Here is a 23,939-nt window from a genome sequence, read left to right on the forward strand (position 1 = left end):
GGCCCCTGTGTGCAGGTGCAATGGATTACTTGCAGGTCCTGGCGATCGCCTCGGCCAACAAGGGCACGGTTTCGCTGTTCAGACCGGCGATGTTCATGCGGCTGTCGCCCACCATGTAAATCCCGAACTGCTCGCGCATTTTCAGAACCTCTTCCGGGCTGGCACCGATCCGGCTGAACATGCCGCGGTGACGGGCGATGAAATCGAAGCGGTCGGAATTGGTCCGCTCGCGCAGTTCCTTGGCCAGTTGTTCGCGCAGACCCAGCATCGACAGGCGCACGTTTTCCAGCTCATCCTTCCAATCGGCGCGCAGGGCGTCGTCGGTCAGAACCTGTGTGACGATGCGCGCGCCATGGTCGGGCGGGAAGGAATAGTTCTGCCGATTCAGATAGTTAAGCGTGCCTTGGGTGACAGGCTTGTCGGCGTCGCTTTCGGATATGGCCATCAGCAGGCCGGTCCGTTCGCGATAGACGCCGAAGTTCTTGGAACAGCTTGCCGCGATGATCGTTTCGGGCAGGGCGCTGGCCAGATGGCGCAGCCCAGCCGCGTCTTCGTCCAGCCCGTCGCCAAAGCCCTGATAAGCGATGTCAACAAAGGGCACCGCGCCGGTTTTGGCCAGGAATTCGGTGACCGTCTTCCACTGGTCCAGTGTCAGGTTGGCGCCGGTCGGGTTGTGGCAGCAGCCGTGCAGCAGAACCGCATCGCCCGCCTTCACGCCCTTCAGACTGTCCATCATCCCGTCGAAATCCACCGTGCAGGTGGCTTCGTCGAAATAGCGGTATTCGGTGAAAGGCTGGCCCATGAATTTCAGGATCGACAGGTGGTTGGGCCAGGTTGGGCTGGACACCCAGACATGCACGTCGCGGTTCGCCTGGCGCAGCAGTTCAAACCCCTGGCGCACGGCGCCGGTGCCGCCCGGTGTCGCGGCGGCGGCCACACGGCCCGCATCCACGCTGTCGCCCAGCACAAGATCACGCAGTGCCGCAGCAAAGGCCGGATCCCCGGCCAGCCCGACGTAGCTTTTCGATGTCTGGCTTTCCCAGACCTGCTTTTCGGCCGTTTTGATCGCCCGCATGATCGGCGTTTCGCCCTTGGCGTTCTTGTAAACGCCCACGCCCAGATCGATTTTCTGTTCGCGCGGATCGTCCTTGTAGAGCTGCATGAGCTCCAGGATTTTGTCGGCCGGTTGCGATTTGAGATTGCCAAGCATCAGTTGTCTCCTGTCGCGACCCGCAGGTCGCCGTACATGCCCCATTCGGCCCACGAGCCGTCATAGAGCGAATGGTTGGTTGAGCCGATCCGTTCCAGCGCAAGGTTCACGATTGCCGCCGTGACGCCCGAGCCACAAGTGGTGATCGCGGGCTTCTTCAGATCGATGCCTGCGCGTTCGAAAATCATGCGCAGTTCGCCGTCGGGTTTCAGTGTGCCGTTGTCGTTCAGCAGCGCCGTGTACGGCAGGTTCCTTGATCCCGGAATGTGGCCGGGGCGCAGGCCGGGACGGGGTTCGGGTTCGTCGCCGCAAAAGCGCGCGCGCGAACGGGCGTCGATAATTTCGTGATCCCCCAGCTTGGTGGCGGCGGCCACCTGCGTGACGTCCTTGACCATCTGGTTTTGCCGGGTGACGGTCATGTGCCGATCGCGAATGACCGGGGCATCGTCGGTGACCGGGCGCGCTTCGGCCTGCCACTTGGGAAAGCCGCCATCGAGCACCGCCACATCCGCCTTGCCCATCAGGCGGAACAGCCACCACACGCGCGGCGCGGAATAGATACCGGCCCCGTCATAGACCACCACCTGATGCCCGTCGCCGATGCCCAAGGTCCTCATACGGCTCATGAATTTTTCAACCGGGGGGGCCATGTGCGGCAGATCGGAGCGGTGGTCGGACAGGTCGTCAATGTCCACGTAGCGCGCCCCTGGAATATGCGCGGCCTTGTATTCGGCCAACGGGTCGCGGGGCGTGCCGGGCAGGTACCACGAGGCATCGATGATGCGCAGGTCGGGGTCGCGCAGGTGATCTTGCAACCATTGCGTCGAAACAAGTGTTTTTGGGTCGGTCTGGGGCATGGGACCACGGATGCGCTTTGGAAAGATCAGGGTTTGCTTAGCGCCCGCAAGCCTTTGTTGCAAGGGCGCAGGGGTGTGTCAGCCATCGTGCCGCAGCAGGCGCTGCTTTTGCCGGTTCCAGTCACGCTTGGCCTCGGTTGCGCGTTTGTCGTGCACCTTTTTACCCTTGGCGATCCCGACCTTCAGTTTCACCCGCCCGCGGTGGTTGAAGTACATCACCAGCGGCACCAGTGTCATCCCTTCGCGCCCGGTGGCCTGCCACAGTTTCGCGATTTCCCGCTTGGATGCCAACAGCTTGCGCCGTGCGCGTTCTTCGTGCGGGAACATCGCTTGTTCGTAGGGGGCGATGTAGGAATTGACCAACCACAATTCGCCGTCTTCGACCGCGCAATAGCTTTCGGCGATGTTCGATGTGCCTGTGCGCAGCGACTTGACTTCGGACCCGCTGAGCACGATTCCGACTTCGATATCATCCTCGATCGCATAGTCGTAGCGGGCACGCCGGTTTTCGGCGATCACCTTGTAGTTCTTGTCTTCGGGCGTCTGTTTTTTCTTGGCCATGGTGGGGTCTTATATGGGGCTTCGGGGGCACTTGGAAAGGGGCTGCGGTCAGGTCGGCACATGGATCGGCATAGGGGTCGGCACACGGGTCGGCACATGGTCGGCAAACCGTCTGCATCCCGTCTGCACCCTGTCGGATAGTTGTCGGGCACCTGTATGGCAGACTGTATGGCAAAATGTCGGGCAGATTGTCGGGCGGATTGTCGTGCGGGGCGCACGGTGGTCTGAGGCCGCGTTAACCAATGCCTGCCATCATCACCGGGCCTGCCTTGCCGCCCACAAAGCCCGAGAACGCCATGCCCCTGACCCGTACCGACCGCCTGAACATGGAGCGCCTGTCGCGCAACCTGAATTACCTGGATGACGAAAACCTTGCGCTGGAACAGGTGCAGGCGAAAGTGCCCGAAGCCTGGCACACGCTGGAAGAAGATATCGAGGTCTTTGAAACCAAGACCAAGATCACCCTGCGGCTGGACAATAGCGTGGTGAAATTCTACCGCGCGATGGGGCCGGGCTATCAGACCCGGATCAACCGCATCCTTGCCACCTATGCGCAAATGCAAATCGCCAACCTGCGCGAGGCCGAAGCCTACATGCGCGAAGACCGCGTGGCGGTGCGCGAAACGCAGCGCGCGCGGATGAAGGAAATGCGCGAACGCCAGGGCCTGCCGCCGCTGCCCCACTGGAACGAAAGCTGAGCCGTCGCCGGGCGCGCTTTGCCCCGGCCCAGGTGACAGGTCAGGTGCCGGGCCAAGTGCTAGACTAGGTGCCGGGCCAAGTGCGGGAAAATGGCCTGGGGCATAGCGCAATGCGCCACGCCCGTGTCACCGCGCGGCGGGTCTTGGTGGCAGAGTCTGGCGGCAGGTTTTGTAGGTAAAACTTGACGGTAAATAGGCTGAATCCAGACGGCCCGCGGATCTATGGCGCATCTATGTCCCGGCGACGTAGCGCAGGTAATCCTGCAATGTTTTTCCGACCTCGGATCGGAAGGTGTCGCCGGTGGTGTCGCAGCTTTGTATCCGGTCGATCCGGAACTCGCGAAAGGCGCTGCGTTTTTCGCACCACGCCGAACAGGTCCAGACCCGGCCCCAGTATTGCGTTTGCATTCCGTTTGCAGCGGGCGGATCACGCGCGACGATGGGGCGCCCGCACCCCGAAAGACGCCGCCAGACTGGCCGGTTTTGTGGCGATTCGTGGCGGTTTGTCAGCGGTCTAGGGCGGGCAATCGCTGGCCCGCCCCACGCCGGTTCAGGGGCCGGGGGGCGCCTGACGCCTCAGCCCAACACCCCGGCGTGCTTCATGGCGTCCTTGATCAGCAGGCGCGTGCCCTCGGTGGCGGGGGTCAGCGGCAGGCGGACCTCGTCCGAGATCAGGCCCAGCAGGGACATGGCGTATTTCGCGCCCGTGACGCCGGGTTCGGCGAAGATCGCCTCGTGCAGGGGCATCAGGCGATCGGTCAGGTCCAGCGCGGTGGCGTAATCGCCCGCCAAAGTGGCCTCTTGCATTTGCGCGCACAGCTTGGGGGCGACATTCGCGGTGACCGAAATGCAGCCGGTGCCGCCATGGGCGTTATAGCCCAGCGCGGTTGCGTCTTCGCCCGACAGCTGGATGAAATCGGTGCCGCAGGTGATGCGCTGCTTGGGCACGCGGCTGAGATCGCCGGTCGCGTCCTTGACGCCGATGATGCGCGGAAGTTTGGCCAGCTGCCCCATGGTCGCGGGGGTCATATCGACGACCGAGCGGCCGGGGATGTTGTAGATGATGATCGGCAAATCGCAGCAGTCGTGCATGGCGGTGAAATGCGCGATCAGCCCATCCTGGGTGGGCTTGTTGTAATAGGGCGTCACGACCAGCGCGGCATCGGCGCCGACCTTTTCGGCGTGCTGGATCAGGCGCAGACCTTCGGCGGTGTTGTTCGATCCGGCGCCCGCGATGACGGGGATGCGGCCGGCGGCGGCCTTGACCACCTCTTCGATGACCTGCTCGTGTTCGCGGTGGCTGAGGGTGGGGCTTTCGCCGGTTGTGCCGGTGGGCACCAACCCGTGGCTGCCCTGGTCGACGTGCCAGTCCACAAGACGTTTGAGCGCATCGATATCCAGTTCGCCGTTTTTGAACGGCGTCACCAGGGCAGGGATGGATCCTTTGATCATGATGCGCTCCTTAACTTTTCTGTGCATAATGGGGCTTGGAATCGCCCCCGGCTTGCGCCGCGGCGGAACCTAGCCGCCTTCGCGGTGATTGCCAAGATTATGACTGTGTCATGCGACGAAGGCACGGAACCAAGGCACGGAACGAAGATACTGGACGAAGACACTGGACGGGGTGCGATAGGTCGATTGGCCATGAGACGACTTGGACGGATATGCATAGCGGCCGTGATGGCCTGCGTTGCGGCGGTGCCGGGGCTGGCGGCGTCGAACGTGGGGCTGTCGGTGTCGGCGTCCCCCATGGCCGCGCGCGCCTATGAGCAAGCGGTCACGCAGATCCGCACCGGCGATTGGGACGCGGCGCAGGCGCTGGTGGCGGGGGAAGGGCGCACGCTGGTCGATTGGCAGAAGCTGCGCGCAGGCCACGGCACATTCGACCAATACCGCGCGTTTCTGCGCGATCACGCCGATTGGCCCGGTCTGCCCTATCTGCGCCGGCGCGGCGAAGGCACGATCCCTGAAACCGCCGACCCCGCGCAGGTGCTGCACTATTTCGCCGATCAACAGCCCGCGACCGGCACCGGCACGCTGCGCCTGATCGAAGCCTACGAGGCGCTGGGTCGCAAGGCCGACGCCGAGGCGCAGGCCGTTCTGGCCTGGCGCACGCTGGCGCTGGGGGACAACGTCGAATCCGTGCTGAGCGCGCGGTACGGTGCGCTGCTGCGCCCGCACACCCCCGCCCGGCTGGACGCAATGCTGTGGGCGCAGAACTGGCGCGCCGCCGAGCGGGCCGCGCGCAGGCTGGACGACGGCCACCAGTCGCTGGCCCTGGCCCGCGCCGCGCTGGCGCGCAGCGAGCCGGGCGTGGATGTCCGGATCGAGGCGGTGCCAGCGAAGCTGCAAGACGATGCGGGCCTGGCCTATGAGCGTTTTGCCTGGCGGATGCGCAAGGGACGGCACGCCGATGCGCTGGAACTCTTGCTGGCGCGCTCGGACAGCGCCGCGGCGCTGGGCCAGCCGGCCAAGTGGGCCAGTGCGCGGGCCGATCTGGCGCGGCGCGACATGCGGGCGGGCAACCCCGCCCGAGCCTATGACATCGCCGCCAACCACCAGCTGAGCGAAGGCGCAGCCTTTGCCGATCTGGAATGGCTGTCGGGCTATCTGGCGCTGAGCTATCTGCACGACCCGGTTCTGGCGCTGGACCATTTCAACCGCCTGCGCACCGCCGTGCAAAGCCCGATTTCGCTGGGCCGGGCGGGCTATTGGGAAGGGCGCGCGCTGGAACTGATGGGCGCGGATGCCGATGCGCAGGCCGCCTATGAATTCGCAGCGCAGTACCAGACCGGCTTTTACGGCCAACTGGCCGGCGAACGGCTGGGCCGCGCGCTGGACCCGGCGCTGACATCGCCCGCGCCCCCGGCCGACTGGCACGATGCGCGGTTTCGCGATTCGAGCGTGTTCAAGGCGGCAGAGCTGCTCTATGCGGCGGGGGATCTGCCGCTGGCGGGGCGCTTTTTCCGGCACCTGAGCGAAAGTCTGACCGCCCCCGAACTGGCCCAGCTTGAGGCCGCGGTCGAACGTCTGAACGAACCCTATCTGTCTGTTCGCCTTGGTAAATACGTCGCGCGCCGGGGCATCGTGCTGGCGCGCAGCTACTTTCCGCTGCACCCCCTGGCCAAGCGTGACCTGCCCGTCGCGCCGGAACTGGCACTGTCCATCGCCCGGCGCGAAAGCGAATTTTACGCCGGTGCGAAATCGGGCGTGGGCGCGCGCGGGCTGATGCAGCTGATGCCCGCCACCGCCAAGGCGATGGCGCAGGAACTGAACATCGACTACGTGCTGTCCGACCTGACGCTGGACCCGGATTATAACACCACGCTGGGCAGCGCCTATTTGGCGCGGCTGATCGGCGAATTTGGCAACAACCCGGTTCTGGTGGCGGCGGGCTATAACGCGGGGCCAAGCCGCCCGCACAGCTGGATCGAAAGCTTTGGCGATCCGCGATCCGCCGGGATCGACCCGGTGGACTGGATTGAGCATATCCCCTTTGACGAGACGCGCAATTACGTGATGCGCGTGGCCGAAAGCCTGCCGGTCTATCGCGCCCGCCTGACCGGCCAGAGCGGCCCGATCCGTCTGAGCCAGGAATTGCGCGGGCGCTGATCGCGACCCGGTCGCGGGCGCGGCCCGGGCGCGGGCGCGGCCCGGCGGCGGCGCGCAGCTAGGGGCAGGGGCACCCGCCCGAAATCAGGCGCACCCGCCCGAAATAAAGTTGGCATTTGCCAGTGGTCAGGGGCGCGCGGGGTCACGGGGTCGCTTGGCCGGGGGTCAGCCGGCGCGGTCAGGCCCGCTGTGCGCGCAGCAGGGTAAACAGGCCCGCCGCCACGACAATCGCGCCGCCGATCACCACGTTCAGTTCAAGCGTATCGCCAAACACCAGCACCCCCCAGCGACGAGGCAAAGACCAGTTGCAGGTAGGCAAAGGGCTGGATGGCGCCCGCTTCGGCCAGTTCATAGGCGCGGATCAGCAGGTAGTGCCCGGTTGCGCCGGTCACGCATAGCAGCGCCATCCAGGCCCAGTCCGGCGCGCTGAGCGGGCCCCAGAATGGCAGGCCCATGGCGGTCATCACCACGCAGCCCACCACGCCGGTATAAAAGAACGACGTTTCGGCGCTGTCACCGCGCGCCACATAGCGCGTCATCAGCCCGTAGAGCGCGAACATCAGCGCCGCCGCCACCGCGATCAGCGCTTGGGGCGCGAAAACCCCATACCCCGGTTCAAGGATGATCAGCACGCCGACAAAGCCGATGCCCACCGCGACCCAGCGGCGCCAGCCCATCATTTCGCCCAGCACCGGGCCGGCAAGGGCGGCGATCATCAGCGGGTACGAGGCAAAGACCGCGTGGGCCTGGACCAGCCCCAGTTTGACAAAGGCGATGACGGTCACCACGATTTCGCCGGCCAGCAGCACGGCGCGCCCGATCTGCAGCCACGCGAACTGGCTGGCCATGACGCGCCGCAGCCCGCCGCCGCGCCGCGCGGCCACGACGATCACGAAGGCGGCAAAGAACCAGTAGCGGATCATCACGATCATCAGCACGTTGTAGGTGCTGGCCAGATGGCGCGAGATCCCGTCCTGCACCGAAAACACCAAGGTGGCCGAAATCATCAGCACGATGCCCAGGCGGCTGTCTTGTTCGGTCATCGCAGCCGGCCGATGCTCATGTGTCGTTTGCGCCCGAAACCGGGCGCGCGGGTGACATCGAACCCGGCGCCATCCAGCGCGCGGCGCACGTGGCCCGCGGCGGTATAGGTGGCAAATGTGCCGCCCGGCGCGGTGTGGCGGGCAACGTCGCCCATCAGCGCCTGGCCCCACAGTTGCGGGTTCTTGGCGGGCGAGAACCCATCGAGAAACCACGCATCCGCCTGTCCGTCCCAGGCGGGCAGGGTGGCGCGCGCATCGCCAAGCACCAGGCGCAGCGACAGGGTGTCTGTGTGCAGCTGCGTGTCGCCCCGCGCGCGCATGTCCAGCAGAGGCGCGGCGATGGCGTGGGCCTGGGGAAAGGCGGCCAGGGCGCGGTCCATGTCCGGCGCGCGCATGGGATAGGCCTCAAAGCTGGTAAAGTGCAGCCGCCCCGGCGCGCCCGCGTCCTGCCAGGCCAGAACCGTGGTCAGCAGGTTCAGCCCGGTGCCAAAGCCCAGCTCGGCGACGTGAAAGCCATCGTGAAACCGGTTGGGCAGGTCGTTGCCCTGGACGAACACGTGGCGGGTTTCCGCCAGCCCGTCGGTGATTGAAAAATAGGGATCGTCAAAGCGCTCTGACACGGGAACGCCGCCGTCGCGCCATGACAGCGCCGCGCTTGGCTGGTGGGTGGGCATGGAATGACCTAGAGTTGTATTTGACCCGACTTTGGCCCTGAGAACGGACCTGTAAACGACCATGGCACTGGCCCTGAGAATGGCCCAGACAATGACCAAGCCGAAAGGAAATGACAATCGTGCAGGTAACAGTTCGTGGAGCAGGGGCAATCGGTCTGTCGATCGCATGGGAGCTGGTGCAGCGGGGCGCAGACGTGCGGGTGATCGACCCGCGCGGCGGGGGCGGCGGGGCCTCGGGCGGGGTGGTTGGCGCGTTGGCGCCCCATACGCCAGATGCGTGGAATGCCAAGAAACAGTTCCAGTTCGACAGTTTGATCGCGGCCAACGCGTTCTGGCGCGCGGTTGAGGCGGCGGGCGGCGTATCGCCCGGCTATGCGCGCATCGGGCGGTTGCAGCCCATCGCCGACGACCGCGCCGAAGCGCTGGCCCGCCAACGCCAAGACGCGGCGGGCGAAAACTGGCAGGGCAAGGCGCAGTGGCGCGTCTGCCCGGCGCGGGATTTTGGCGGCTGGGCCCCGCCCAGCGCGACGGGGCTGGTGGTGCATGACACGCTGTCGGCCCGGCTGCATCCCGCACAGGCCTGCGCGGCCCTGATGGCGGCCCTGCGCGCCAAGGGCGTGCGGATCGAGATCGAAGGCAAGGACGCGGGCCCGGTGATCCACGCCACCGGCTACGAAGGGCTGCAAGAGCTGACCGAGGTGTTGGCGAAACCGGTCGGCAACGGGGTCAAGGGGCAGGCGGCCCTGCTGGCCCATGACGCGGGCGCGGTGCCGCAGATCTATGCCGAAAACATCCACTTCATTCCCCATGCCGACGGGACATTGGCGATTGGATCAACCTCGGAGCGGGATTTTGCCCACCCCACTGAAACCGACGCGAAACTGGATGATCTGATCGCCCGCGCGCAGGCGGTGATGCCAAGGCTGGCGGGCGCCGCGGTGATCCGGCGCTGGGCCGGGGTGCGCCCGCGCGCCAGCAGCCGCGCGCCGCTGCTGGGGGCCTGGCCGGGCCGGGAATCGCATTTCATCGCCAATGGTGGCTTCAAGATCGGCTTTGGCATCGCACCGGGCGTGGCGCGCGCCATGGCCGATCTGGTGCTGGACGGGCATGACACGATCCCGCCCGCGTTCACCCCCGCTGCCCTCATGTGAGCGAGGGGCTGGCGCTGGGCGGGCACGCATTTGCGGCTGGCCTTTGCGCTGGTCTTGCTTTGGCCTTTGTCAGCGTGATGGTACAGCGCCTGACCGCGCATGGCTTTGGCCTGATCCACGCGCCCGATTTCCTGCCCGCCACGCTGTTGGCGCTGGGGCTGGCGGGCGCGGCGGCAACGGCGCTTCTGGTGGACGCGCTTTTTTGCCTTTTCTTTGACCGGTGGCTCTGATTTCTTCCCCGCCAGGCAAGGGGGCATTTTCGATGCGGCACGGCGGTCAGATCCTGGTCGATCAACTCAAGGCGCACGGGGTGCGGCGGGTCTTTTCGGTGCCCGGCGAAAGTTTCCTGGCGGCGCTGGATGGTCTTTATGACAGCGGAATCGACAACGTCGTCTGCCGGCACGAAGGTGGCGCGGCGATGATGGCCGAAGCGTATGGCAAGATGACCGGCACGCCCGGCGTGGCGTTCGTGACGCGCGGGCCGGGGGCGACCAACGCGTCATCCGGCATTCACGTGGCCAGCCAGGACAGCACGCCGATGGTGCTCTTTGTGGGCCAGATTGCGCGCGATCACACCGATCGCGGCGCGTTCCAAGAGGTCGATTATCGCCAGATGTTCGGCGGGCTGGCCAAATGGGCCGCGCAGGTGAACCAGACCGAACGCTTGCCCGAATACATCAACCGCGCCTTCCACCTGGCCCAGTCGGGCCGCCCCGGGCCGGTGGTTCTGGCGCTGCCCGAAGACATGCTGAGCGCGCTCTGCGACGTGGCGACGCTGCCCCCGTCCGCCCCCGCGCGGCCCGGCGTGGCACAAGCGGATATCACCGCCATACTCGACCGGCTGGCACCGGCAAAACGCCCGCTGGTGGTGATCGGCGGGCCGGGCTGGACGCCGCAGGCGGGGGCCGATCTGGCGCGCTTTGCGCAAACGCATGGCCTGCCCGTGGTCTGCAGCTTTCGGCGGCAGGATTTCATGGACAACCGCCACCCCAATTTCGTGGGCGATCTGCCGGTGGGCATGAACCCCGCGTTGCGCAAGCGGCTGGGCGATGCCGATACGCTGCTGTTGCTGGGCACCCGGTTCGGCGACATTGCCACCGACGGCTACCAGATCGTCGCCCCCGCCGACCCCGGCAAGACCATCATCCACGTGCACCCCAGCCCGGACGAACCGGGCACCGTGTTGCGCAGCGATCTGACGGTGACGGCGCGCACGGGCGACGTGTTGGCCGCGCTGGCCCGCACCAATGGCGGGCCGGGATGGCACGATCTGGTGGCCGACATGCGCGCCGAATACGAGGTCTGGCACGAGCCGCTGGAAACCCCCGGCGACGTCAAGCTCGAGCAGGTGATCCGCCACCTGTCCGACACCTTGCCGGACGATGCGATCATCACCAACGGCGCGGGCAATTTCGCCGCCTGGGTGGGGCGGTATTTCCGGTTCAAGCAACACGGAACGCAGATCGCGCCGACCAGCGGATCGATGGGCTATGGGCTGCCCGCGGCGGTGGCGGCATCTTTGGAATATCCCGACAGACCAGTGGTTTGCGTGGCCGGTGACGGGGATTTCCAAATGACGCTGAACGAACTGTCGACCGGCATGCAATACGGCGCCAAAGTGGTGGCGATCGTGGTCAACAACGGGCGCTATGGCACGATCCGCGCCCACCAAGAGCGCGAATATCCGGGCCGCGTGTCGGGCACTCAGATGTTCAACCCGGACTTTGCCGCTCTTGCGCGGGCCTATGGCGGGCACGGCGAAACCGTCACCCGGACCGAAGATTTCCCCGCCGCCTTTGCACGTGCGCGCGCCGCCGCGACCATGGCGGTGATCGAATTGACGCTGGACCCCGAGGCGCTGGCCCCGGGGATGACGCTGAGCGCGGCGCGCGCGGCAGGTATTGGGAGAAAGAAACCATGATCGAAGAAATGTTGAAATCGAAGCCGTTGCCGGCTGTGTCCGAGTTGATCGGATGGACCTTTCGCAGCTGGGACGCCGAGACCCGGACGATGGAGGTGGGGTTTGACGGCAAGCCGGGCTTTTGCAACCCGATGGGGGTGGTGCAGGGGGGCATACTGACCACGATGATGGACGATGTGATGGGCCCGACGGTTCTGGCCGCATCGAACGGCACCAAATTGTGCCAGTCCATCGACCTGCACACCCATTTCCTGTCCGCCGTGCGCCCCGGCCCCATCGTCGTGCGCGCCCGCATGGTCAAGATGGGCAATCGGGTCGGCTTTCTTGAGGCCGAATTGTTCGATGAAAACGGCAAGCTGTGCGCGCGGGCCACGTCCAGCGCCCATCTGGGGGACGTGCCGACTGGCCCCGCCTAGGGGCGCCGGGGGCGAACCCGCGCGACAAACCGGGCAGGGTATTTTGCCGCAGGGGGGGCCTGCCCCCCTGCCTGCCCCTTTTCCCCGGCGCGCGCAGGGCTGCGCGTGGTGGCGTCGTTGCTTTTCCGGCGCGCGCCGGAAAGTTGCGCAGGGTCTGCATCGCAGCGGTGATCTATCCCAGCCCAGTCTTGAAACCTGCGCGGGCACGTGATTACCTGCGATGGCATCAAGAGTGGAAAAATCGTTGGTCGAACAAACGCTTGCGGAAATTCGCATCTATCCGGTCAAAAGCCTTTATGGGGCTTGCGTGGATAAATCGCATGTCGCCGCGCCCGGTTTGATCGGGGATCGGCGCTGGATGGTGGTGCAGCCTGACGGCAAGTTTCGCACCTTGCGTGAAACCCCCGCCTTTACCCGGATTTTCGCCGCCGTCACCGCCAGCGGTCTGCGCCTGACGCGGCGCGATACGGGGTTTTATCTGGATGTGCCGTTTCCCGACGAAAAGGCGGAATTGCGCGATGTGACCGTGTGGCGTTCGACGCTGGCCGCGCGCGATGCCGGCGATCGCGCGGCGAAGTTCCTGCGCGACGCCACCGGCCAGGACCTGCGCCTGGTGCATATGTATGACGAGACGTTGCGCCGCCCCAATCCCGCCCTCTGCGAGCCGACCGATGTGGTCAGTTTCGCCGACGGCTACCCGATGCTGTTGACCGGCCGGGCGTCGCTGGATGCGCTGAACGATGCGCTGGCGCGCCCGGTCGAAATGCGCGTGTTCCGCCCGAACCTTGTCATCGAAGGCGCCGCGCCCTGGGCCGAAGACGGCTGGCGGCGCATCCGCATCGGCAAGGTGGCATTTCGCGTCGTCACCCCGTGCCAGCGCTGCGTGATGACCACCCGCGATCCCGACACCGGCAAGGTCCCGGTGCGCGGCGAACCGCTGGACACGTTGGGGCGCATCCACGGCGATGGCGAAGGGCGGCCCATGTTCGGCCAGAACCTGATCCCCGACAGGCCGGGGCAGATCGCCGTTGGCGACCGGGTCGAGGTGCTGGAATCCGGCCCGTCAAACCTGCCCTGATCGCGCCTGTCTTAACCGCCGGTTAACCAGAACTGCGCCAAGCAGGGGTATGCGGTATCTTTTGCCATTCGCGCTTGCGGCCTGCACCAGTGCCTCGCCTGCGTTGCTGGACAGCCGGGTGCGCGACGTGGCGGTCGGCGGGCAGGTATTCCGTGTCTGGGGCCCATCGCCCGAAGGCCGGGTCGAAGCGCACCGGATCAATACGTCTGCCCCGCCCAGCCGGGTGCTGACCCTGCGCAACGCCTACGAGGCGATGACCCGCGCCACCGGCTGCACCGTCACCCCCGGAACGCTGCAAGGCGATCAGGCCATTCAGCGGGCCAAGGTCCGCTGCTAATCGGCGATGCCTTTTTCCATAAAGATCGATGACGTCGCCGCAGGGTAATCGCCGAACGGGCCGCGATCGGTGAACCCGTGGCGCCGGTAAAGCGCGTGCGCCGCGTGCAGCACATTGCCGGTTTCCAGCATCAGCGCAGCCAGCCCTTCGCCCCGCGCGACATCTTCGATCTGGCGCATCAGCGCGTCGGCCACGCCGCGCCCGCGTGCGGGTTCGGCCACGAACATTGATTTGATTTCGCCGTAACCTTGCTTGATCGCCAGCGCCCCGGTTCCAAGGATTGTCGCGCCCTCGCGCGCTGTGAAAAAGCGGATATCGGGGGCGCAGAGCGCGTCGATCGACAGATAGAAATTATCTTCGGGGGGGAACAGCGATTCCATCAGCGCATGGCTGGATTGCAGCAATGCGGTGGCCTGCGGATCGCGCGGATCGCTCTGCTCGACGATGATCATGGGCATACAGTGGCGAAGCCGCAGGGCAAGTTCAAGCCAGCCTGCCCGCCAGAGTCCTGGCCGGGCAGGGCCCCCATGCGCGCGTTCACGCCCAAATCAACAATATGTTGTGGATAACTGCGGGGATTCACCCATATGCGGGGCGCTGGGCGTTGACTCGGCCCCTGTCCCTGCCGAATGCTTCCCCTATACGCAGAATCATGGGGGCCATCCGTTTTGCGGTTCACCAAGTTACGACTGAACGGCTTCAAGAGCTTTGTCGACCCGACCGACCTGATCATCGCCGACGGGCTGACGGGCGTGGTCGGGCCGAACGGTTGCGGCAAGTCGAACCTGCTGGAAGCACTGCGTTGGGTGATGGGTGAAAACCGCCCCACGGCCATGCGCGGCGGCGGGATGGAGGACGTGATCTTTGCCGGTGCGGCGACGCGCCCGGCGCGCAACTTTGCCGAAGTGGCGCTGATGATCGACAACACCGAACGTCTGGCGCCCAGCGGGTTCAACGAACAAGACGCGCTGGAAATCGTGCGCCGGATCACGCGCGATGCCGGCAGCGCGTACAAGGTGAACACCAAGGATGTGCGCGCGCGCGATGTGTCGATGCTGTTCGCCGACGCTTCGACCGGGGCGCATTCGCCCGCGCTGGTGCGCCAGGGCCAGATCAGTGAATTGATCAACGCCAAGCCCAAGAACCGCCGCCGCATCCTGGAAGAGGCCGCGGGGATTTCAGGGCTCTATCAGCGCCGCCACGAGGCCGAGTTGAAGCTGAAGGGGGCCGAAACCAACCTGACCCGGCTGGACGATGTGATCGAGCAGTTGGCTGCCCAGTTGGCGCAACTGGCCCGCCAGGCCCGCCAGGCTGCCCGCTACCGCGAGATCGGCGAAGACCTGCGCCGCGCCGAAGGGCTGCTGTTGTACCGCCGCTGGCGCGAGGCCGAAATCGCCCGCGCCGAAACCGCCGATCTGTTCACCCAGGCGACCCGGCAGGCCGGCGAGGCTGAGCGCCTGGCGCGCGAGGCGAGCAAGCAACGCGAGGCGCGCGAAGAGGCCATGGCCCCCTTGCGCGAAGAAGAAGCCATCGCATCGGCCATTTGCCAACGGCTGGTGGTGCAGCGCGACACGCTGGACGATCAGGAAGCCGCCGCGCGCGACAAGATCGAAACGCTAGAGCGGCGGATCGCGCAGATGACGTCCGACGCCGAGCGCGAAGAGGCGCTGAACCGCGACGCGGGCGACACTATTGAGCGGCTTGAGTGGGAAGCGCGCGAACTGGCCAAGGCCAGCGAAGGGCAGGACGCCAAGCTGGACGCGGCATTGTCCGAAGCGCAAGACGCCGCGCAGGTGCTGGCCGAACGCGAGGCCGCCCTGTCGGAACTGACCGAAGACGTGGCCCGTCTGGCCGCCCGGCATCAGGCCGCGCATCGACTGTTGGAAGACAGCCGCAAGACGCAGGAAAAATCCGAAAGCGATGCCGCCCGCGCCCGCGAGGCTATGAACGAAGCGCGCGCCGCCGTCGCCACCGCGATTGCCAATTTCGAAACCGCTCAGGGCGCGCAGGCCGCTGCGGCCGCCGCGGCCGAGGCGTCAGAAGCGGCGCTGGTTGCCGCGGACGAGGCGCGATCGCAGGCGCATACCCGCGAATCGGACGCCCGCGCCGGGCGCTCTGAGGCCGAAGGCGAAGTCAGCGCCCTGCGCGCCGAGGTGGGCGCGCTGGCCAAGCTGGTCGAACGCGACACCGCCGAAGGTGGCCAGGTCATGGACCTGCTGCGCGTTCAGCCGGGGCACGAAAAAGCCCTGGGCGCGGCGCTGGCCGATGATCTGCGCGCCCCCGCGATCGACGCCGATGCCGCGTCGGGCTGGGCCAGCTTGCCCGGTTATGCGCAGGCCCAGACCCTGCCCGACGGCGTGCGCGCCCTGTCCAACTATGTGAGCGTGCCGCAGGTTCTGGCCCGCCGCATGAGCCAGATCGGGCTGGTCGACGCCGCTGACGGGCCGCGGTTGCAGGGCGATTTGAAACCGGGCCAGCGGCTGGTCAGCCTGGCGGGCGATCTGTGGCGTTGGGACGGGTTTCGCGCCGGGGCCGAAGACGCGCCATCGGCCGCCGCGCTTCGGTTGCAACAGCTGAACCGTCTGGAAGAATTGAAGCAGGAGCTGGTGGCCGCGACCGCCCGCGCCGACGGCGCCGCGCGCGCCCACGAGATGCTGCGCGAGGAATTGCAGCGCCTGACCGAGGCCGACCGCGCCGCGCGCGATGCCCGCCGCGACGCCGACCGCGCCGTGTCTGATGTCAGCCGCGCCCTGTCGCGCGCCGAGGCCGACCGCAATCTGGCCGAGGGCCAGTTGGAAAATCTGGGTCTTGCCGTGACCCGCCACGAAGAGGCGGCGATGGCCGCGCGCCAGAGCCTCAAGGAGGCCGAGGCGGGGGTGGCGGATCTGGGCGATCTGGCCGCGGCCCGCGCCCAGGTCGAGGACGTCAAGATGACGGTCGAAGCGGCGCGCATGACGATGATGGCCAAACGTTCGGCGCATGATGAAATCCGCCGCGAGGGCGAAGCGCGCACCCGCCGCAGCCAGGAGGTGACCAAGGAGCTGAGCGGTTGGCGCCACCGGCTGGAAACGGCTGAAAAGCGTATCGCAGAGCTGGCCGAGCGCAAGGCGGCCTCGCAGGCCGAATTGAAAGACGCGCAGGACGTGCCCGGCACGCTGGGCCAAAAGCGCGAAGAGCTGAACCACGCGATCGCGGCGGCCCAAGCGCGGCGCAACACGGCCTCCGATGCCCTGGCCACCGCCGATACCGCCCTGCGCGACGCGGTCACCGCCGAACGCAACGCCGAACGTCTGGCGGGCGAAGCGCGCGAAAACCGCGCCGCCGCCGAGGCCCGCGCGCAGGCCGCCGCCGAAACTGTTGCCCAGGCCCGCGACCGGATCGCCGAAGAACAGGACACCACCCCTGAAAAGCTGCTGGAATCGTTGGGCGCCGACCCCGAGACGATGCCCAATTCCGAGCGCATGGAAACCGACATCGACCGGCTGCGCCGCCAGCGCGACGCCTTGGGCGCGGTCAATCTGCGGGCCGAAGAAGACAGCAAAGAGGTGCGCGAAGAGCACGACCTGCTGGTCAATGAAAAGGCCGATCTGCTGGCGGCGATTGCCAAGCTGCGCGCCGGGATTGCCGCGTTGAACCGCGAAGGGCGCGAACGTCTGCTGACCGCGTTCGAACAGGTCAACGCCAATTTCGGCAACCTTTTCGTGCACTTGTTCGGTGGCGGCGAGGCCAAGCTGGTCATGATTGAAAGCGACGATCCGCTGGACGCGGGGCTGGAAATCATGTGCCAGCCGCCCGGCAAGAACCTGTCGACCCTATCGCTGTTGTCAGGGGGCGAACAGACGCTGACCGCCCTGGCGCTGATCTTTGCGGTGTTCCAGGCCAACCCCGCGCCGATCTGCGTGCTGGACGAGGTGGATGCGCCGCTGGACGATGCCAACGTCACCCGGTTCTGCGACATGCTGGACGAAATGACGCGCCAGACCGACACGCGCTTTCTTGTCATCACGCACCACGCGGTGACGATGTCGCGCATGGACCGGCTGTTTGGCGTGACCATGCAAGAGCAGGGCGTGTCGCAACTGGTGTCGGTCGATCTGAAGAAAGCGGAACAGATGGTCGCCTGATCGGGCGCCGCGTCAGAGCCGGTTCAACAGCGCGGGCGTGGGCCAGGCATCGGCGGGCAAGCCAAGCTGCTGTTGCACTTTTTGCACGGCCTCGCGGGTGCGTGCGCCCAAGATGCCGTCGATCTTGCCCACGTCATGACCCATCGCCTGCAGCCGGGTCTGCAACTGCTTCATCTGCGCATCGCTCAACCCCGGTTCGGGCGTGCCGGCATCGAACACCGGCGCGCCGGACAGGCGGGTGGCGAAATAGGCGGCGGTGGTCACGTAGACATAGCTTTGGTTCCATTCGAACAGCACGCGGTAATTGGGATAGGCCAGAAAGGCCGGGCCCTTGCGCCCTTCGGGCAGGATCAGCGATGCCGGCAGGCCCGCCCCCTGCCAGTCGCCCGACCGCGGGCGCACCCCCATCGCGGCCCAATCGCGGGGCGGCTGTTCGGCCCGCAGGCCGGTCTTGGACCAGTCCATCTGGTCAGGAACCGTGACCTCTTGCAGCCACGGCTGGTTCGGGTGCCAGCCCAGGTGGCGCAGCATCTTGGCCCCCGACAGCAGCGCATCGGGCGGCGAGGTCTTGAGGCTGACATGCCCGTCGCCGTCGCCATCGACGCCATTGATCAGAATGTCCTGCGGCAGCATCTGGACCATGCCGATTTCGCCCGCCCAGGCGCCGGTGGTGGCCTTGTCGAAATCGCCCCGCGCAAAGAGCTCAAGCGCGGCCAGCACCTGGGGTTGGAACAGATCGGGGCGCCGGCAATCATGCGACAGGGTCATCAATGCGTTCAGCGTGTTGAAATCGCCCTGGACCTGCCCGTAGTCGGTTTCCAGCGCCCAGAAAGCAAGCAGGATGCCGCGCGGCACGCCGTAGTCGCGTTCGACCCGGTCAAAGATGTCGGCGTATCTGGCCGCGTTGCGCTGCCCGTTCTGCATCCGGTTGGCCGAAATCACCCGCCGTGCGAAATCGGTGAACCCCATCTTGAACACGCCTTGCGCCCGGTCGGCCCGCAACACCGCCGGGTCCTGGCGCACGCCCTGGAAAAAGGTGTCGGTGATGGCGGGGCCATAGCCTGCGGCTGCCGCGTCGCGCTTCATGGCGGTGACGAATTGCGCGAACCCGCCCCCGCAGGGCGCTGCGGCGGCACTGGATGCGAACAGGGCAAAGACAAGGGGGGACAGGGATTTCATTCAGGCACCTTCAGGTCAGATCGTGGCAGGTCAGATCGCGGCAGGTCAAATCGTGGCAGGTCAGATTGTGGCAGGTCAGATCACGGCGAGGATAGCGGTTTGCCGGTGGCATGCCAGCAGGTTTCGCGCGCTGCGGATCTGGGTCGGCACCATAGGGGGGGAATGATGGCGGCATGATGGCGGCGGGCAGGCGGCGGAACGGGGTAGTGGCTGGGCGCCGTCAATGGCCGACTCGCACGTTTCATGCGCGCCGCGCCCGCCGGGCGAGACCCGCCGATTGCCGCCAGAATATGGAGCGGAAATCCGCCGCTGAAATCTCTGAAAGCGCTTTGGAAGATTTGTTTACGCTTACGTCACCATGGCGTTAACCAATTGGTAATTTATTGGGAGTTCATGGGGGCTTTAGTATTTATTACCGACTAGCGGAAGGGGCCCTAGTGTTCGTATTGATTGTTGAAACCGATAGGGACCTGGGAAATCTCTGGAAGCGCCACCTTGAAAGAAATGGCTGCCGCGTCATTCTGGCCTGTGACCAGGAAACCGCGTTTGGCGCGCTCAGGACCCTGCCGATCAATGTCATTGTTCTGAACCTTGTTCTGGCGGACGGGTACGCCTTTGCCGTTGCGGATTTCGCCGCCTACAGGCGCCCCGAGGCCAAGGTGATCTTTGTCACCAACACCACCTTCTTTTCGGACGGCTCGATCTTTCGTCACACCGCCAACGCCGCGGCATTTCTGCCCAGCGATACGGCGCCCGATGACCTGTGCGCCGTCGTCGAACATCACAGCCCGACCAAAGCCGCCTAGGCGTCAGCCCCGGCCATGGGGCGCGCGCCAGTCGATGCGCGGCGAAATGGGGATGATCCGGTTCGGATTGATCGTGTCGTGGCTGTAATAGTAATGGCGCACGAAATGATCGCTGCGCACGGTTTCGCTGACACCGGGCCATTGGTACAGCTCGCGCGTATAGGGCCACAGATGCGGATAATCGACCAGCCGGTTGCGATTGCATTTGAAATGGGTGTGATACACCGCGTCAAAGCGAAACAGCGTGGTGACCAGGCGCCAGTCGGCTTCGCTCAGCCGATCGCCCATCAGATAGCGGTTGCCTGACAGCCGGTCGTCCAGCCAGTCCAACGTGACGAACAGTGGCCCGACCGCTTCGTCGTAAGCGCCCTGGGTGGTGGCAAAGCCGGCCTTGTAGACGCCGTTGTTGACGGTGTCGTAGATGCGGGCGTTCACCTGTTCGATGTCGTCGCGCAGCGCCTCTGGAAAGTAGTCATCGGTGTTGCCGGTGATGCCGTCAAAGGCCGAATTGAACATGCGGATGATCTCGGCGCTTTCGTTGGACACGATGGTATCGGTGTGTTTGTCCCACAGCACCGGCACGGTCACGCGGCCCGAAGCCTTGGGATCGGCGCGCAGGTAGATGTCGCGCAGATAGGGCGCGCCGAACAGATCGTCGCCGGTCGCGCCGTCAAAGTCGGTGCGAAATTCCCAGCCCTCGGCCAGCATGTCTGGGTGGACGACCGACACCGAAATATGCGCGCCGAGGTCCTTGATGGCGCGGAAGATCAGCGTGCGGTGGGCCCACGGGCAGGCGTAGGACACATAGAGATGGTAGCGACCGCTTTGGGCGGCGAACCCGCCAACGCCCGACGGCCCCGCGCTGCCGTCCGGCGTCACCCAGTTGCGGTAGGCGGTGGTCGTGCGTTCAAAGCGCCCGCCGGTGCTTTTGGTGTCGTACCATGTGTCGTGCCATTTGCCGTTCTCAAGGAACCCCACGTGTCTTCTCCTTCTGATGTCTTGTGAAAAGGTAGGGCGCTGCGCGCGGCGCGCCAAACTGAAACCGCGCGCCGGTGTTGTGCGCAAATCCACAGGCGGGCAGTGGCGATTTGCCATGCTGCGCGGCAGCATGTAGCTTTGGCGCAAAGCACAGGGCGGGCCAAAGGATGGGAACATCAATGAAAACCATGAGCGTAATTTTGATCCTGCTGCCCGGCGCGGCCATGGCGCATGGCGGCCATCTGGCCGACGCCGCAGGACATGATCACTGGGTCGCCGGGGCCGCATTGGCCGCCGCGGCCGCGATCGGACTTTGGGGCGCGCTAAAGGGAAAACGGGCCGCGCAGGCGCAAGACGATACTTCGCCTGAGAACACCGCGTCCGAAAATACCGTGTCTGATGAGGCCACGCCCCAGAACGGCGAACCGCAAGAGGCCTGATCGGCAGGGCGCCGGGCGCGGCCCCGAATCGGCGGAATGCCTTGCGGTCGCCCCGCATCCGGCCATGTGGCGATTTTAACACAGCATCTTGCGGATGTTTTCGCCGGAACCCCAAGAGGTAGTTCGTTGCAAAACGTTAACTTGACGCTAGCGGCAACCATGACATCTTCTGTATTCCGAGAGCAGGGAGCTGGGGATGAACGATTTTTTGCCGAAAGAGGTCCGCGACGGCCTTGAGATGGCCCGCAAGGCGCAATTGCTGAAAAGTTCGCGCCTGTGCGTGCATGCGGGGGACAAGGTGTATCGCGTCCTGCGCCTTTGGGGCACCGGCTTTGCGATGGATGCCGAAGATGCCCCCAAGCTGCGCGGACTGGTCGATCTGTATGACGGGCCCAGCCACCTGTATCAGGCGCTGATCGTGACCAGCGATGAAGACAGCGGCGAGCGCATTTTCGAATTCAAACGCGCCACGCAGGCCCAGACCTTTGCGCCGCGCGACTATTCGGTCGATGAAAACCAGCCGATTGCCCTGCTTGGCAATACCTGATCGCTAACGATTACTGAAGATCGCTGAAGGCAGCCTGCATCCGGCGCACCGCCTCTTCGACCCGTGCGCGCGGCGTGGCCAGGTTAAAGCGCAAGAACCCGTCCCCGCCCAGCCCGAACGAAGGGCCGTGGTTCACGGCGATCCGGGCGTCTTTTTCAACCCGCGCTGCCGCCTCGGCCGAATTGAACCCCGCATCGCGAAAATCCACCCAGGCCAGATAGGTCGCCTCAAGCGGCATCGATGTCAGACCCGGAATGGCGTTGATCGCATCGTCGAAAATCCTGCGGTTCGCGTCAAGGTAGTCGTTGAGCGCATCGACCCAGGCCGCGCCTTCGGGCGAATAGGCGGCCCGCGCCATTTCGATTCCGAAGGAATTGGGCGAAATGCCCAGACCCGCCATGCGCGCGGCGAACCGGGCCCGCAGGTTGGGGTCGGGCACAATCACATTGCCCGAATGCGTGCCGGCAATGTTGAACGTCTTGGTTGACGCATTCATCATCACCAGCCGGTCCGACACCCCGTCGATCAAGGCCATCGGAATGTGGCGCGGCGCGCCGGGCATCACGATGTCCTGGTGGATTTCATCCGATACAAGGATCAGGTCATGCTTGCGGGCAAAGGCCGCCACGGCCTCTAATTCAGGGCGCGACCAGACCCGCCCGCCCGGATTGTGCGGCGAACACAGAACGATCATCTTTTCGGTGCCGCTCAACAGATCGTCATAGGCGTCGAAATCCATTTCATAGCGCCCGCCGGTCAGCGCCAGCGGCAATTCGCGCACCTCGCGCCCGGCGGCCCGGATCACCCGGTGAAAGGCGTGATACACGGGGGTGAACAGGATCACCGCATCGCCCGGATCGGTAAAGGTATCGACACAGAGCGCGGTGCCATTGACCAGCCCGTGCGTGGTAAAGATCGCGTCCGGATCGACCTGCCAGCCGTGGCGCTCCTGCATCCACCAGCAGATCGACGACAGGTAATCGCCATCGTCGCCGTAATAGCCATAGAGCCCGTGGGCCGCCATGTCTTCGACCGCTTTTTGCACGCAGGCGGGCGGGCGAAAGTCCATGTCGGCCACCCACATCGCGATCCCGTCCTTGGGCGATACGCCATAGATGGCTTCCATTTTGTCCCACTTGGCCGAATGGGTGCCAACGCGGTCGATAAGCTCGTCGAAATTGGGGGGGGTCATGGCGCTATCCTTTTTGCGCAGGCTACCCACGCAGCGCCAGGGTTCAAGGCCAAAGCGTTGCAACCGGGCGCGGCGTCGCTTACATGACCCGCCATGAGCATTCTACCGATCCTGATCCACCCGGACCCGCGCCTGAAGAAACTGGCCGATCCTGTCCCGCAGGTCACAACCGATCTGCGCGCGCTGGCCGATGACATGCTGGAAACCATGTATGATGCACCCGGCATCGGTCTGGCCGCGCCGCAGATCGGCGTCAATCAGCGCCTGATCGTGATGGATTGCGTCAAGGCCGAAGACGCAACCCCCGAACCGATGGCCCTGTTCAACCCCGAAGTGACCTGGGCGTCCGAAGATACCAACGTCTACGAAGAAGGCTGCCTGTCGATCCCCGATCAATATGCCGAAGTCACGCGCCCCAGTTCGGTGCGGGTGAAATGGATGGACGTGGACGGCAAACCGCATGAGCGCGAGTTTGACGGCCTGTGGGCCACCTGCGTCCAGCACGAGATCGACCACCTGAATGGCAAGCTGTTCATCGACTATCTGTCGGCGATCAAGCGCCAGATGATCACGCGCAAGATGCAAAAGCTGAAACGCGAGAAGGCCCGAATGTGACCGCCCGCCCCTGTCTGCCCTATCCGCACAAGTGCCTGCGCACGCCGGCCGCCCCGGTGGACGTTATCACGGACGAAATTCGCGCGATCTGGGACGACATGATCGACACGATGGAATCTATGCCGGGCGTGGGTCTTGGCGCGCCGCAGATCGGCGTCGGACTGCGCCTGGCGGTGGTCGATGCGTCCGAAACGCGCGGGCAGGCGGTGCGCATGGCCAACCCTGAAATCCTGCATGCCAGCGCCCAGATGCGCAGCCATAACGAAGCTTCGCCCAATCTGCCGGGCGTATCGGCAGTGATCGCGCGCCCGCGCGCGGTGACGGTGCAATTTGTGAACAGCGACGGCGCGCTGCAAGAGCGCGACTTCGTGGGTCTGTGGGCGACATCGGTGCAGCACCAGATCGACCATCTGAACGGCAGGATGTACTTTGATCATCTGAGCAAACTCAAGCGCGACCGGCTGTTGAAACGGGCGCGCAAACTGGACCGGTAAAGGGGC

General features: G+C 65.4%; 24 protein-coding genes and 1 pseudogene. 14 read left to right on the forward strand and 11 right to left on the reverse strand.

The window, feature by feature from the left end:
• Positions 1-25 precede the first annotated feature (25 nt).
• From ACP2AV_RS10110 to smpB, 3 genes are all read right to left on the reverse strand, one after another.
• Positions 26-1,210: an aromatic amino acid transaminase gene (locus ACP2AV_RS10110; protein ID WP_426372579.1), complete on the reverse strand. Its 1,185-nt coding sequence runs from the start codon at positions 1,208-1,210 to the stop codon at positions 26-28.
• Positions 1,210-2,067, reverse strand: coding sequence for a 3-mercaptopyruvate sulfurtransferase (gene sseA, locus ACP2AV_RS10115; RefSeq protein WP_426372580.1), 858 nt, complete (start codon positions 2,065-2,067; stop codon positions 1,210-1,212). Before sseA ends, ACP2AV_RS10110 begins: the two co-directional genes overlap by 1 nt.
• Before the next feature lie 78 nt (positions 2,068-2,145).
• A complete protein-coding gene (gene smpB / locus ACP2AV_RS10120; RefSeq protein WP_426372581.1) occupies positions 2,146-2,628 on the reverse strand; it encodes an SsrA-binding protein SmpB in 483 nt (160 codons plus the stop codon).
• Between the two features lie 296 nt (positions 2,629-2,924).
• Between smpB and ACP2AV_RS10125 the strand changes: the two genes are divergently transcribed.
• Positions 2,925-3,326 (forward strand): BrnA antitoxin family protein, encoded by a 402-nt coding sequence (locus tag ACP2AV_RS10125; protein WP_426372582.1) that lies wholly within the window; start codon positions 2,925-2,927, stop codon positions 3,324-3,326.
• Between the two features lie 231 nt (positions 3,327-3,557).
• On the opposite strand, the gene ACP2AV_RS10130 is transcribed toward ACP2AV_RS10125, so the two are convergent.
• Both ACP2AV_RS10130 and dapA read right to left on the reverse strand, forming a co-directional pair.
• Positions 3,558-3,734, reverse strand: a complete 177-nt coding sequence (locus tag ACP2AV_RS10130; RefSeq protein ID WP_426372583.1) for a WYL domain-containing protein — start codon at positions 3,732-3,734, stop codon at positions 3,558-3,560.
• 168 nt (positions 3,735-3,902) lie between these two features.
• The gene (gene dapA / locus ACP2AV_RS10135; RefSeq protein WP_426372584.1) at positions 3,903-4,778 is read right to left on the reverse strand and encodes a 4-hydroxy-tetrahydrodipicolinate synthase; all 876 of its coding nucleotides are present in this window, start codon (positions 4,776-4,778) and stop codon (positions 3,903-3,905) included.
• 192 nt (positions 4,779-4,970) lie between these two features.
• On the opposite strand from dapA, the gene ACP2AV_RS10140 reads away from it, so the two are divergent.
• Positions 4,971-6,938, forward strand: coding sequence for a lytic transglycosylase domain-containing protein (locus tag ACP2AV_RS10140; RefSeq protein ID WP_426372585.1), 1,968 nt, complete (start codon positions 4,971-4,973; stop codon positions 6,936-6,938).
• Positions 6,939-7,116: 178 nt separating this feature from the next.
• Here ACP2AV_RS10140 and ACP2AV_RS10145 read toward each other — a convergent pair.
• Both ACP2AV_RS10145 and mnmD read right to left on the reverse strand, forming a co-directional pair.
• Positions 7,117-7,981, reverse strand: a pseudogene (locus ACP2AV_RS10145) (DMT family transporter).
• Complete coding sequence (gene mnmD / locus ACP2AV_RS10150) at positions 7,978-8,655, reverse strand: tRNA (5-methylaminomethyl-2-thiouridine)(34)-methyltransferase MnmD (RefSeq protein WP_426372586.1); 678 nt, start codon at positions 8,653-8,655, stop codon at positions 7,978-7,980. The pseudogene ACP2AV_RS10145 and the gene mnmD overlap by 4 nt, the downstream one beginning before the upstream one ends.
• A 110-nt stretch (positions 8,656-8,765) precedes the next feature.
• Between mnmD and ACP2AV_RS10155 the strand changes: the two genes are divergently transcribed.
• The 6 genes from ACP2AV_RS10155 to ACP2AV_RS10180 all read left to right on the forward strand — a co-directional run bounded on the left by ACP2AV_RS10155 (position 8,766) and on the right by ACP2AV_RS10180 (position 13,558).
• Positions 8,766-9,806, forward strand: a complete 1,041-nt coding sequence (locus ACP2AV_RS10155) for an NAD(P)/FAD-dependent oxidoreductase (protein WP_426372587.1) — start codon at positions 8,766-8,768, stop codon at positions 9,804-9,806.
• Complete coding sequence (locus ACP2AV_RS10160) at positions 9,803-10,036, forward strand: hypothetical protein (protein WP_426372588.1); 234 nt, start codon at positions 9,803-9,805, stop codon at positions 10,034-10,036. The genes ACP2AV_RS10155 and ACP2AV_RS10160 overlap by 4 nt, the downstream gene beginning before the upstream one ends.
• A 32-nt stretch (positions 10,037-10,068) precedes the next feature.
• Positions 10,069-11,727, forward strand: coding sequence for a thiamine pyrophosphate-binding protein (locus tag ACP2AV_RS10165; protein WP_426372589.1), 1,659 nt, complete (start codon positions 10,069-10,071; stop codon positions 11,725-11,727).
• On the forward strand, positions 11,724-12,143 hold the full coding sequence (locus ACP2AV_RS10170) for a PaaI family thioesterase (RefSeq protein WP_426372590.1): 420 nt from the start codon (positions 11,724-11,726) through the stop codon (positions 12,141-12,143). Before ACP2AV_RS10165 ends, ACP2AV_RS10170 begins: the two co-directional genes overlap by 4 nt.
• Before the next feature lie 220 nt (positions 12,144-12,363).
• Complete coding sequence (locus ACP2AV_RS10175; protein ID WP_426372591.1) at positions 12,364-13,221, forward strand: MOSC domain-containing protein; 858 nt, start codon at positions 12,364-12,366, stop codon at positions 13,219-13,221.
• Positions 13,222-13,270: 49 nt separating this feature from the next.
• The gene (locus tag ACP2AV_RS10180; protein WP_426372592.1) at positions 13,271-13,558 is read left to right on the forward strand and encodes a hypothetical protein; all 288 of its coding nucleotides are present in this window, start codon (positions 13,271-13,273) and stop codon (positions 13,556-13,558) included.
• On the opposite strand, the gene ACP2AV_RS10185 is transcribed toward ACP2AV_RS10180, so the two are convergent.
• A complete protein-coding gene (locus ACP2AV_RS10185) occupies positions 13,555-14,010 on the reverse strand; it encodes a GNAT family N-acetyltransferase (protein ID WP_426372593.1) in 456 nt (151 codons plus the stop codon). The two genes, ACP2AV_RS10180 and ACP2AV_RS10185, sit on opposite strands and share 4 nt — an antisense overlap.
• A 216-nt stretch (positions 14,011-14,226) precedes the next feature.
• On the opposite strand from ACP2AV_RS10185, the gene smc reads away from it, so the two are divergent.
• Entirely contained in the window at positions 14,227-17,682 is a 3,456-nt protein-coding gene (smc, locus tag ACP2AV_RS10190) for a chromosome segregation protein SMC (protein ID WP_426372594.1), read from the forward strand.
• 12 nt (positions 17,683-17,694) lie between these two features.
• Here smc and ACP2AV_RS10195 read toward each other — a convergent pair whose 3' ends face one another.
• A complete protein-coding gene (locus tag ACP2AV_RS10195; protein WP_426372595.1) occupies positions 17,695-18,861 on the reverse strand; it encodes a lytic murein transglycosylase in 1,167 nt (388 codons plus the stop codon).
• A gap of 437 nt (positions 18,862-19,298) precedes the next feature.
• Between ACP2AV_RS10195 and ACP2AV_RS10200 the strand changes: the two genes are divergently transcribed.
• Positions 19,299-19,667 carry a hypothetical protein gene (locus ACP2AV_RS10200; RefSeq protein WP_426372596.1) on the forward strand — a complete coding sequence of 123 codons (369 nt, stop codon included), beginning with the start codon at positions 19,299-19,301 and terminating at the stop codon, positions 19,665-19,667.
• 3 nt (positions 19,668-19,670) lie between these two features.
• Here the strand turns inward: ACP2AV_RS10200 and ACP2AV_RS10205 are convergent, their stop codons facing one another.
• Positions 19,671-20,645, reverse strand: coding sequence for a glutathione S-transferase family protein (locus ACP2AV_RS10205; protein ID WP_426372597.1), 975 nt, complete (start codon positions 20,643-20,645; stop codon positions 19,671-19,673).
• Positions 20,646-20,824: 179 nt separating this feature from the next.
• Here ACP2AV_RS10205 and ACP2AV_RS10210 point away from each other — a divergent pair, with 179 nt between their 5' ends.
• Entirely contained in the window at positions 20,825-21,085 is a 261-nt protein-coding gene (locus tag ACP2AV_RS10210) for a DUF6732 family protein (RefSeq protein WP_426372598.1), read from the forward strand.
• 196 nt (positions 21,086-21,281) lie between these two features.
• Entirely contained in the window at positions 21,282-21,632 is a 351-nt protein-coding gene (locus ACP2AV_RS10215) for a hypothetical protein (RefSeq protein WP_426372599.1), read from the forward strand.
• A 10-nt stretch (positions 21,633-21,642) separates the two neighbouring features.
• Here ACP2AV_RS10215 and ACP2AV_RS10220 read toward each other — a convergent pair whose 3' ends face one another.
• A complete protein-coding gene (locus ACP2AV_RS10220) occupies positions 21,643-22,824 on the reverse strand; it encodes a MalY/PatB family protein (protein ID WP_426372600.1) in 1,182 nt (393 codons plus the stop codon).
• 93 nt (positions 22,825-22,917) lie between these two features.
• Between ACP2AV_RS10220 and def (ACP2AV_RS10225) the strand changes: the two genes are divergently transcribed.
• Together def (ACP2AV_RS10225) and def (ACP2AV_RS10230) are read left to right on the forward strand one after the other, a co-directional pair.
• A complete protein-coding gene (gene def / locus ACP2AV_RS10225; protein ID WP_426372601.1) occupies positions 22,918-23,439 on the forward strand; it encodes a peptide deformylase in 522 nt (173 codons plus the stop codon).
• Positions 23,436-23,933 (forward strand): peptide deformylase, encoded by a 498-nt coding sequence (def, locus tag ACP2AV_RS10230; protein ID WP_426372602.1) that lies wholly within the window; start codon positions 23,436-23,438, stop codon positions 23,931-23,933. Before def (ACP2AV_RS10225) ends, def (ACP2AV_RS10230) begins: the two co-directional genes overlap by 4 nt.
• Positions 23,934-23,939: the final 6 nt, after the last annotated feature.

Source organism: Aliiroseovarius sp. PTFE2010 (genome assembly GCF_049943335.1).
GTDB lineage: Bacteria > Pseudomonadota > Alphaproteobacteria > Rhodobacterales > Rhodobacteraceae > JBNFVY01.

What these genes read in the sequence shown, in the direction of transcription:
- ACP2AV_RS10110 (WP_426372579.1), bottom strand. Translation starts at nt 1,210, where the DNA reads ATGCTTGGCAATCTCAAATCGCAACCGGCCGACAAAATCCTGGAGCTC.
- sseA (WP_426372580.1), bottom strand. Translation starts at nt 2,067, where the DNA reads ATGCCCCAGACCGACCCAAAAACACTTGTTTCGACGCAATGGTTGCAA.
- smpB (WP_426372581.1), bottom strand. Translation starts at nt 2,628, where the DNA reads ATGGCCAAGAAAAAACAGACGCCCGAAGACAAGAACTACAAGGTGATC.
- ACP2AV_RS10125 (WP_426372582.1), top strand. Translation starts at nt 2,925, where the DNA reads ATGCCCCTGACCCGTACCGACCGCCTGAACATGGAGCGCCTGTCGCGC.
- ACP2AV_RS10130 (WP_426372583.1), bottom strand. Translation starts at nt 3,734, where the DNA reads ATGCAAACGCAATACTGGGGCCGGGTCTGGACCTGTTCGGCGTGGTGC.
- dapA (WP_426372584.1), bottom strand. Translation starts at nt 4,778, where the DNA reads ATGATCAAAGGATCCATCCCTGCCCTGGTGACGCCGTTCAAAAACGGC.
- ACP2AV_RS10140 (WP_426372585.1), top strand. Translation starts at nt 4,971, where the DNA reads ATGAGACGACTTGGACGGATATGCATAGCGGCCGTGATGGCCTGCGTT.
- mnmD (WP_426372586.1), bottom strand. Translation starts at nt 8,655, where the DNA reads ATGCCCACCCACCAGCCAAGCGCGGCGCTGTCATGGCGCGACGGCGGC.
- ACP2AV_RS10155 (WP_426372587.1), top strand. Translation starts at nt 8,766, where the DNA reads ATGACAATCGTGCAGGTAACAGTTCGTGGAGCAGGGGCAATCGGTCTG.
- ACP2AV_RS10165 (WP_426372589.1), top strand. Translation starts at nt 10,069, where the DNA reads ATGCGGCACGGCGGTCAGATCCTGGTCGATCAACTCAAGGCGCACGGG.
- ACP2AV_RS10170 (WP_426372590.1), top strand. Translation starts at nt 11,724, where the DNA reads ATGATCGAAGAAATGTTGAAATCGAAGCCGTTGCCGGCTGTGTCCGAG.
- ACP2AV_RS10175 (WP_426372591.1), top strand. Translation starts at nt 12,364, where the DNA reads ATGGCATCAAGAGTGGAAAAATCGTTGGTCGAACAAACGCTTGCGGAA.
- ACP2AV_RS10180 (WP_426372592.1), top strand. Translation starts at nt 13,271, where the DNA reads ATGCGGTATCTTTTGCCATTCGCGCTTGCGGCCTGCACCAGTGCCTCG.
- ACP2AV_RS10185 (WP_426372593.1), bottom strand. Translation starts at nt 14,010, where the DNA reads ATGATCATCGTCGAGCAGAGCGATCCGCGCGATCCGCAGGCCACCGCA.
- ACP2AV_RS10195 (WP_426372595.1), bottom strand. Translation starts at nt 18,861, where the DNA reads ATGAAATCCCTGTCCCCCCTTGTCTTTGCCCTGTTCGCATCCAGTGCC.
- ACP2AV_RS10210 (WP_426372598.1), top strand. Translation starts at nt 20,825, where the DNA reads ATGAAAACCATGAGCGTAATTTTGATCCTGCTGCCCGGCGCGGCCATG.
- ACP2AV_RS10215 (WP_426372599.1), top strand. Translation starts at nt 21,282, where the DNA reads ATGAACGATTTTTTGCCGAAAGAGGTCCGCGACGGCCTTGAGATGGCC.
- ACP2AV_RS10220 (WP_426372600.1), bottom strand. Translation starts at nt 22,824, where the DNA reads ATGACCCCCCCCAATTTCGACGAGCTTATCGACCGCGTTGGCACCCAT.
- def (WP_426372601.1), top strand. Translation starts at nt 22,918, where the DNA reads ATGAGCATTCTACCGATCCTGATCCACCCGGACCCGCGCCTGAAGAAA.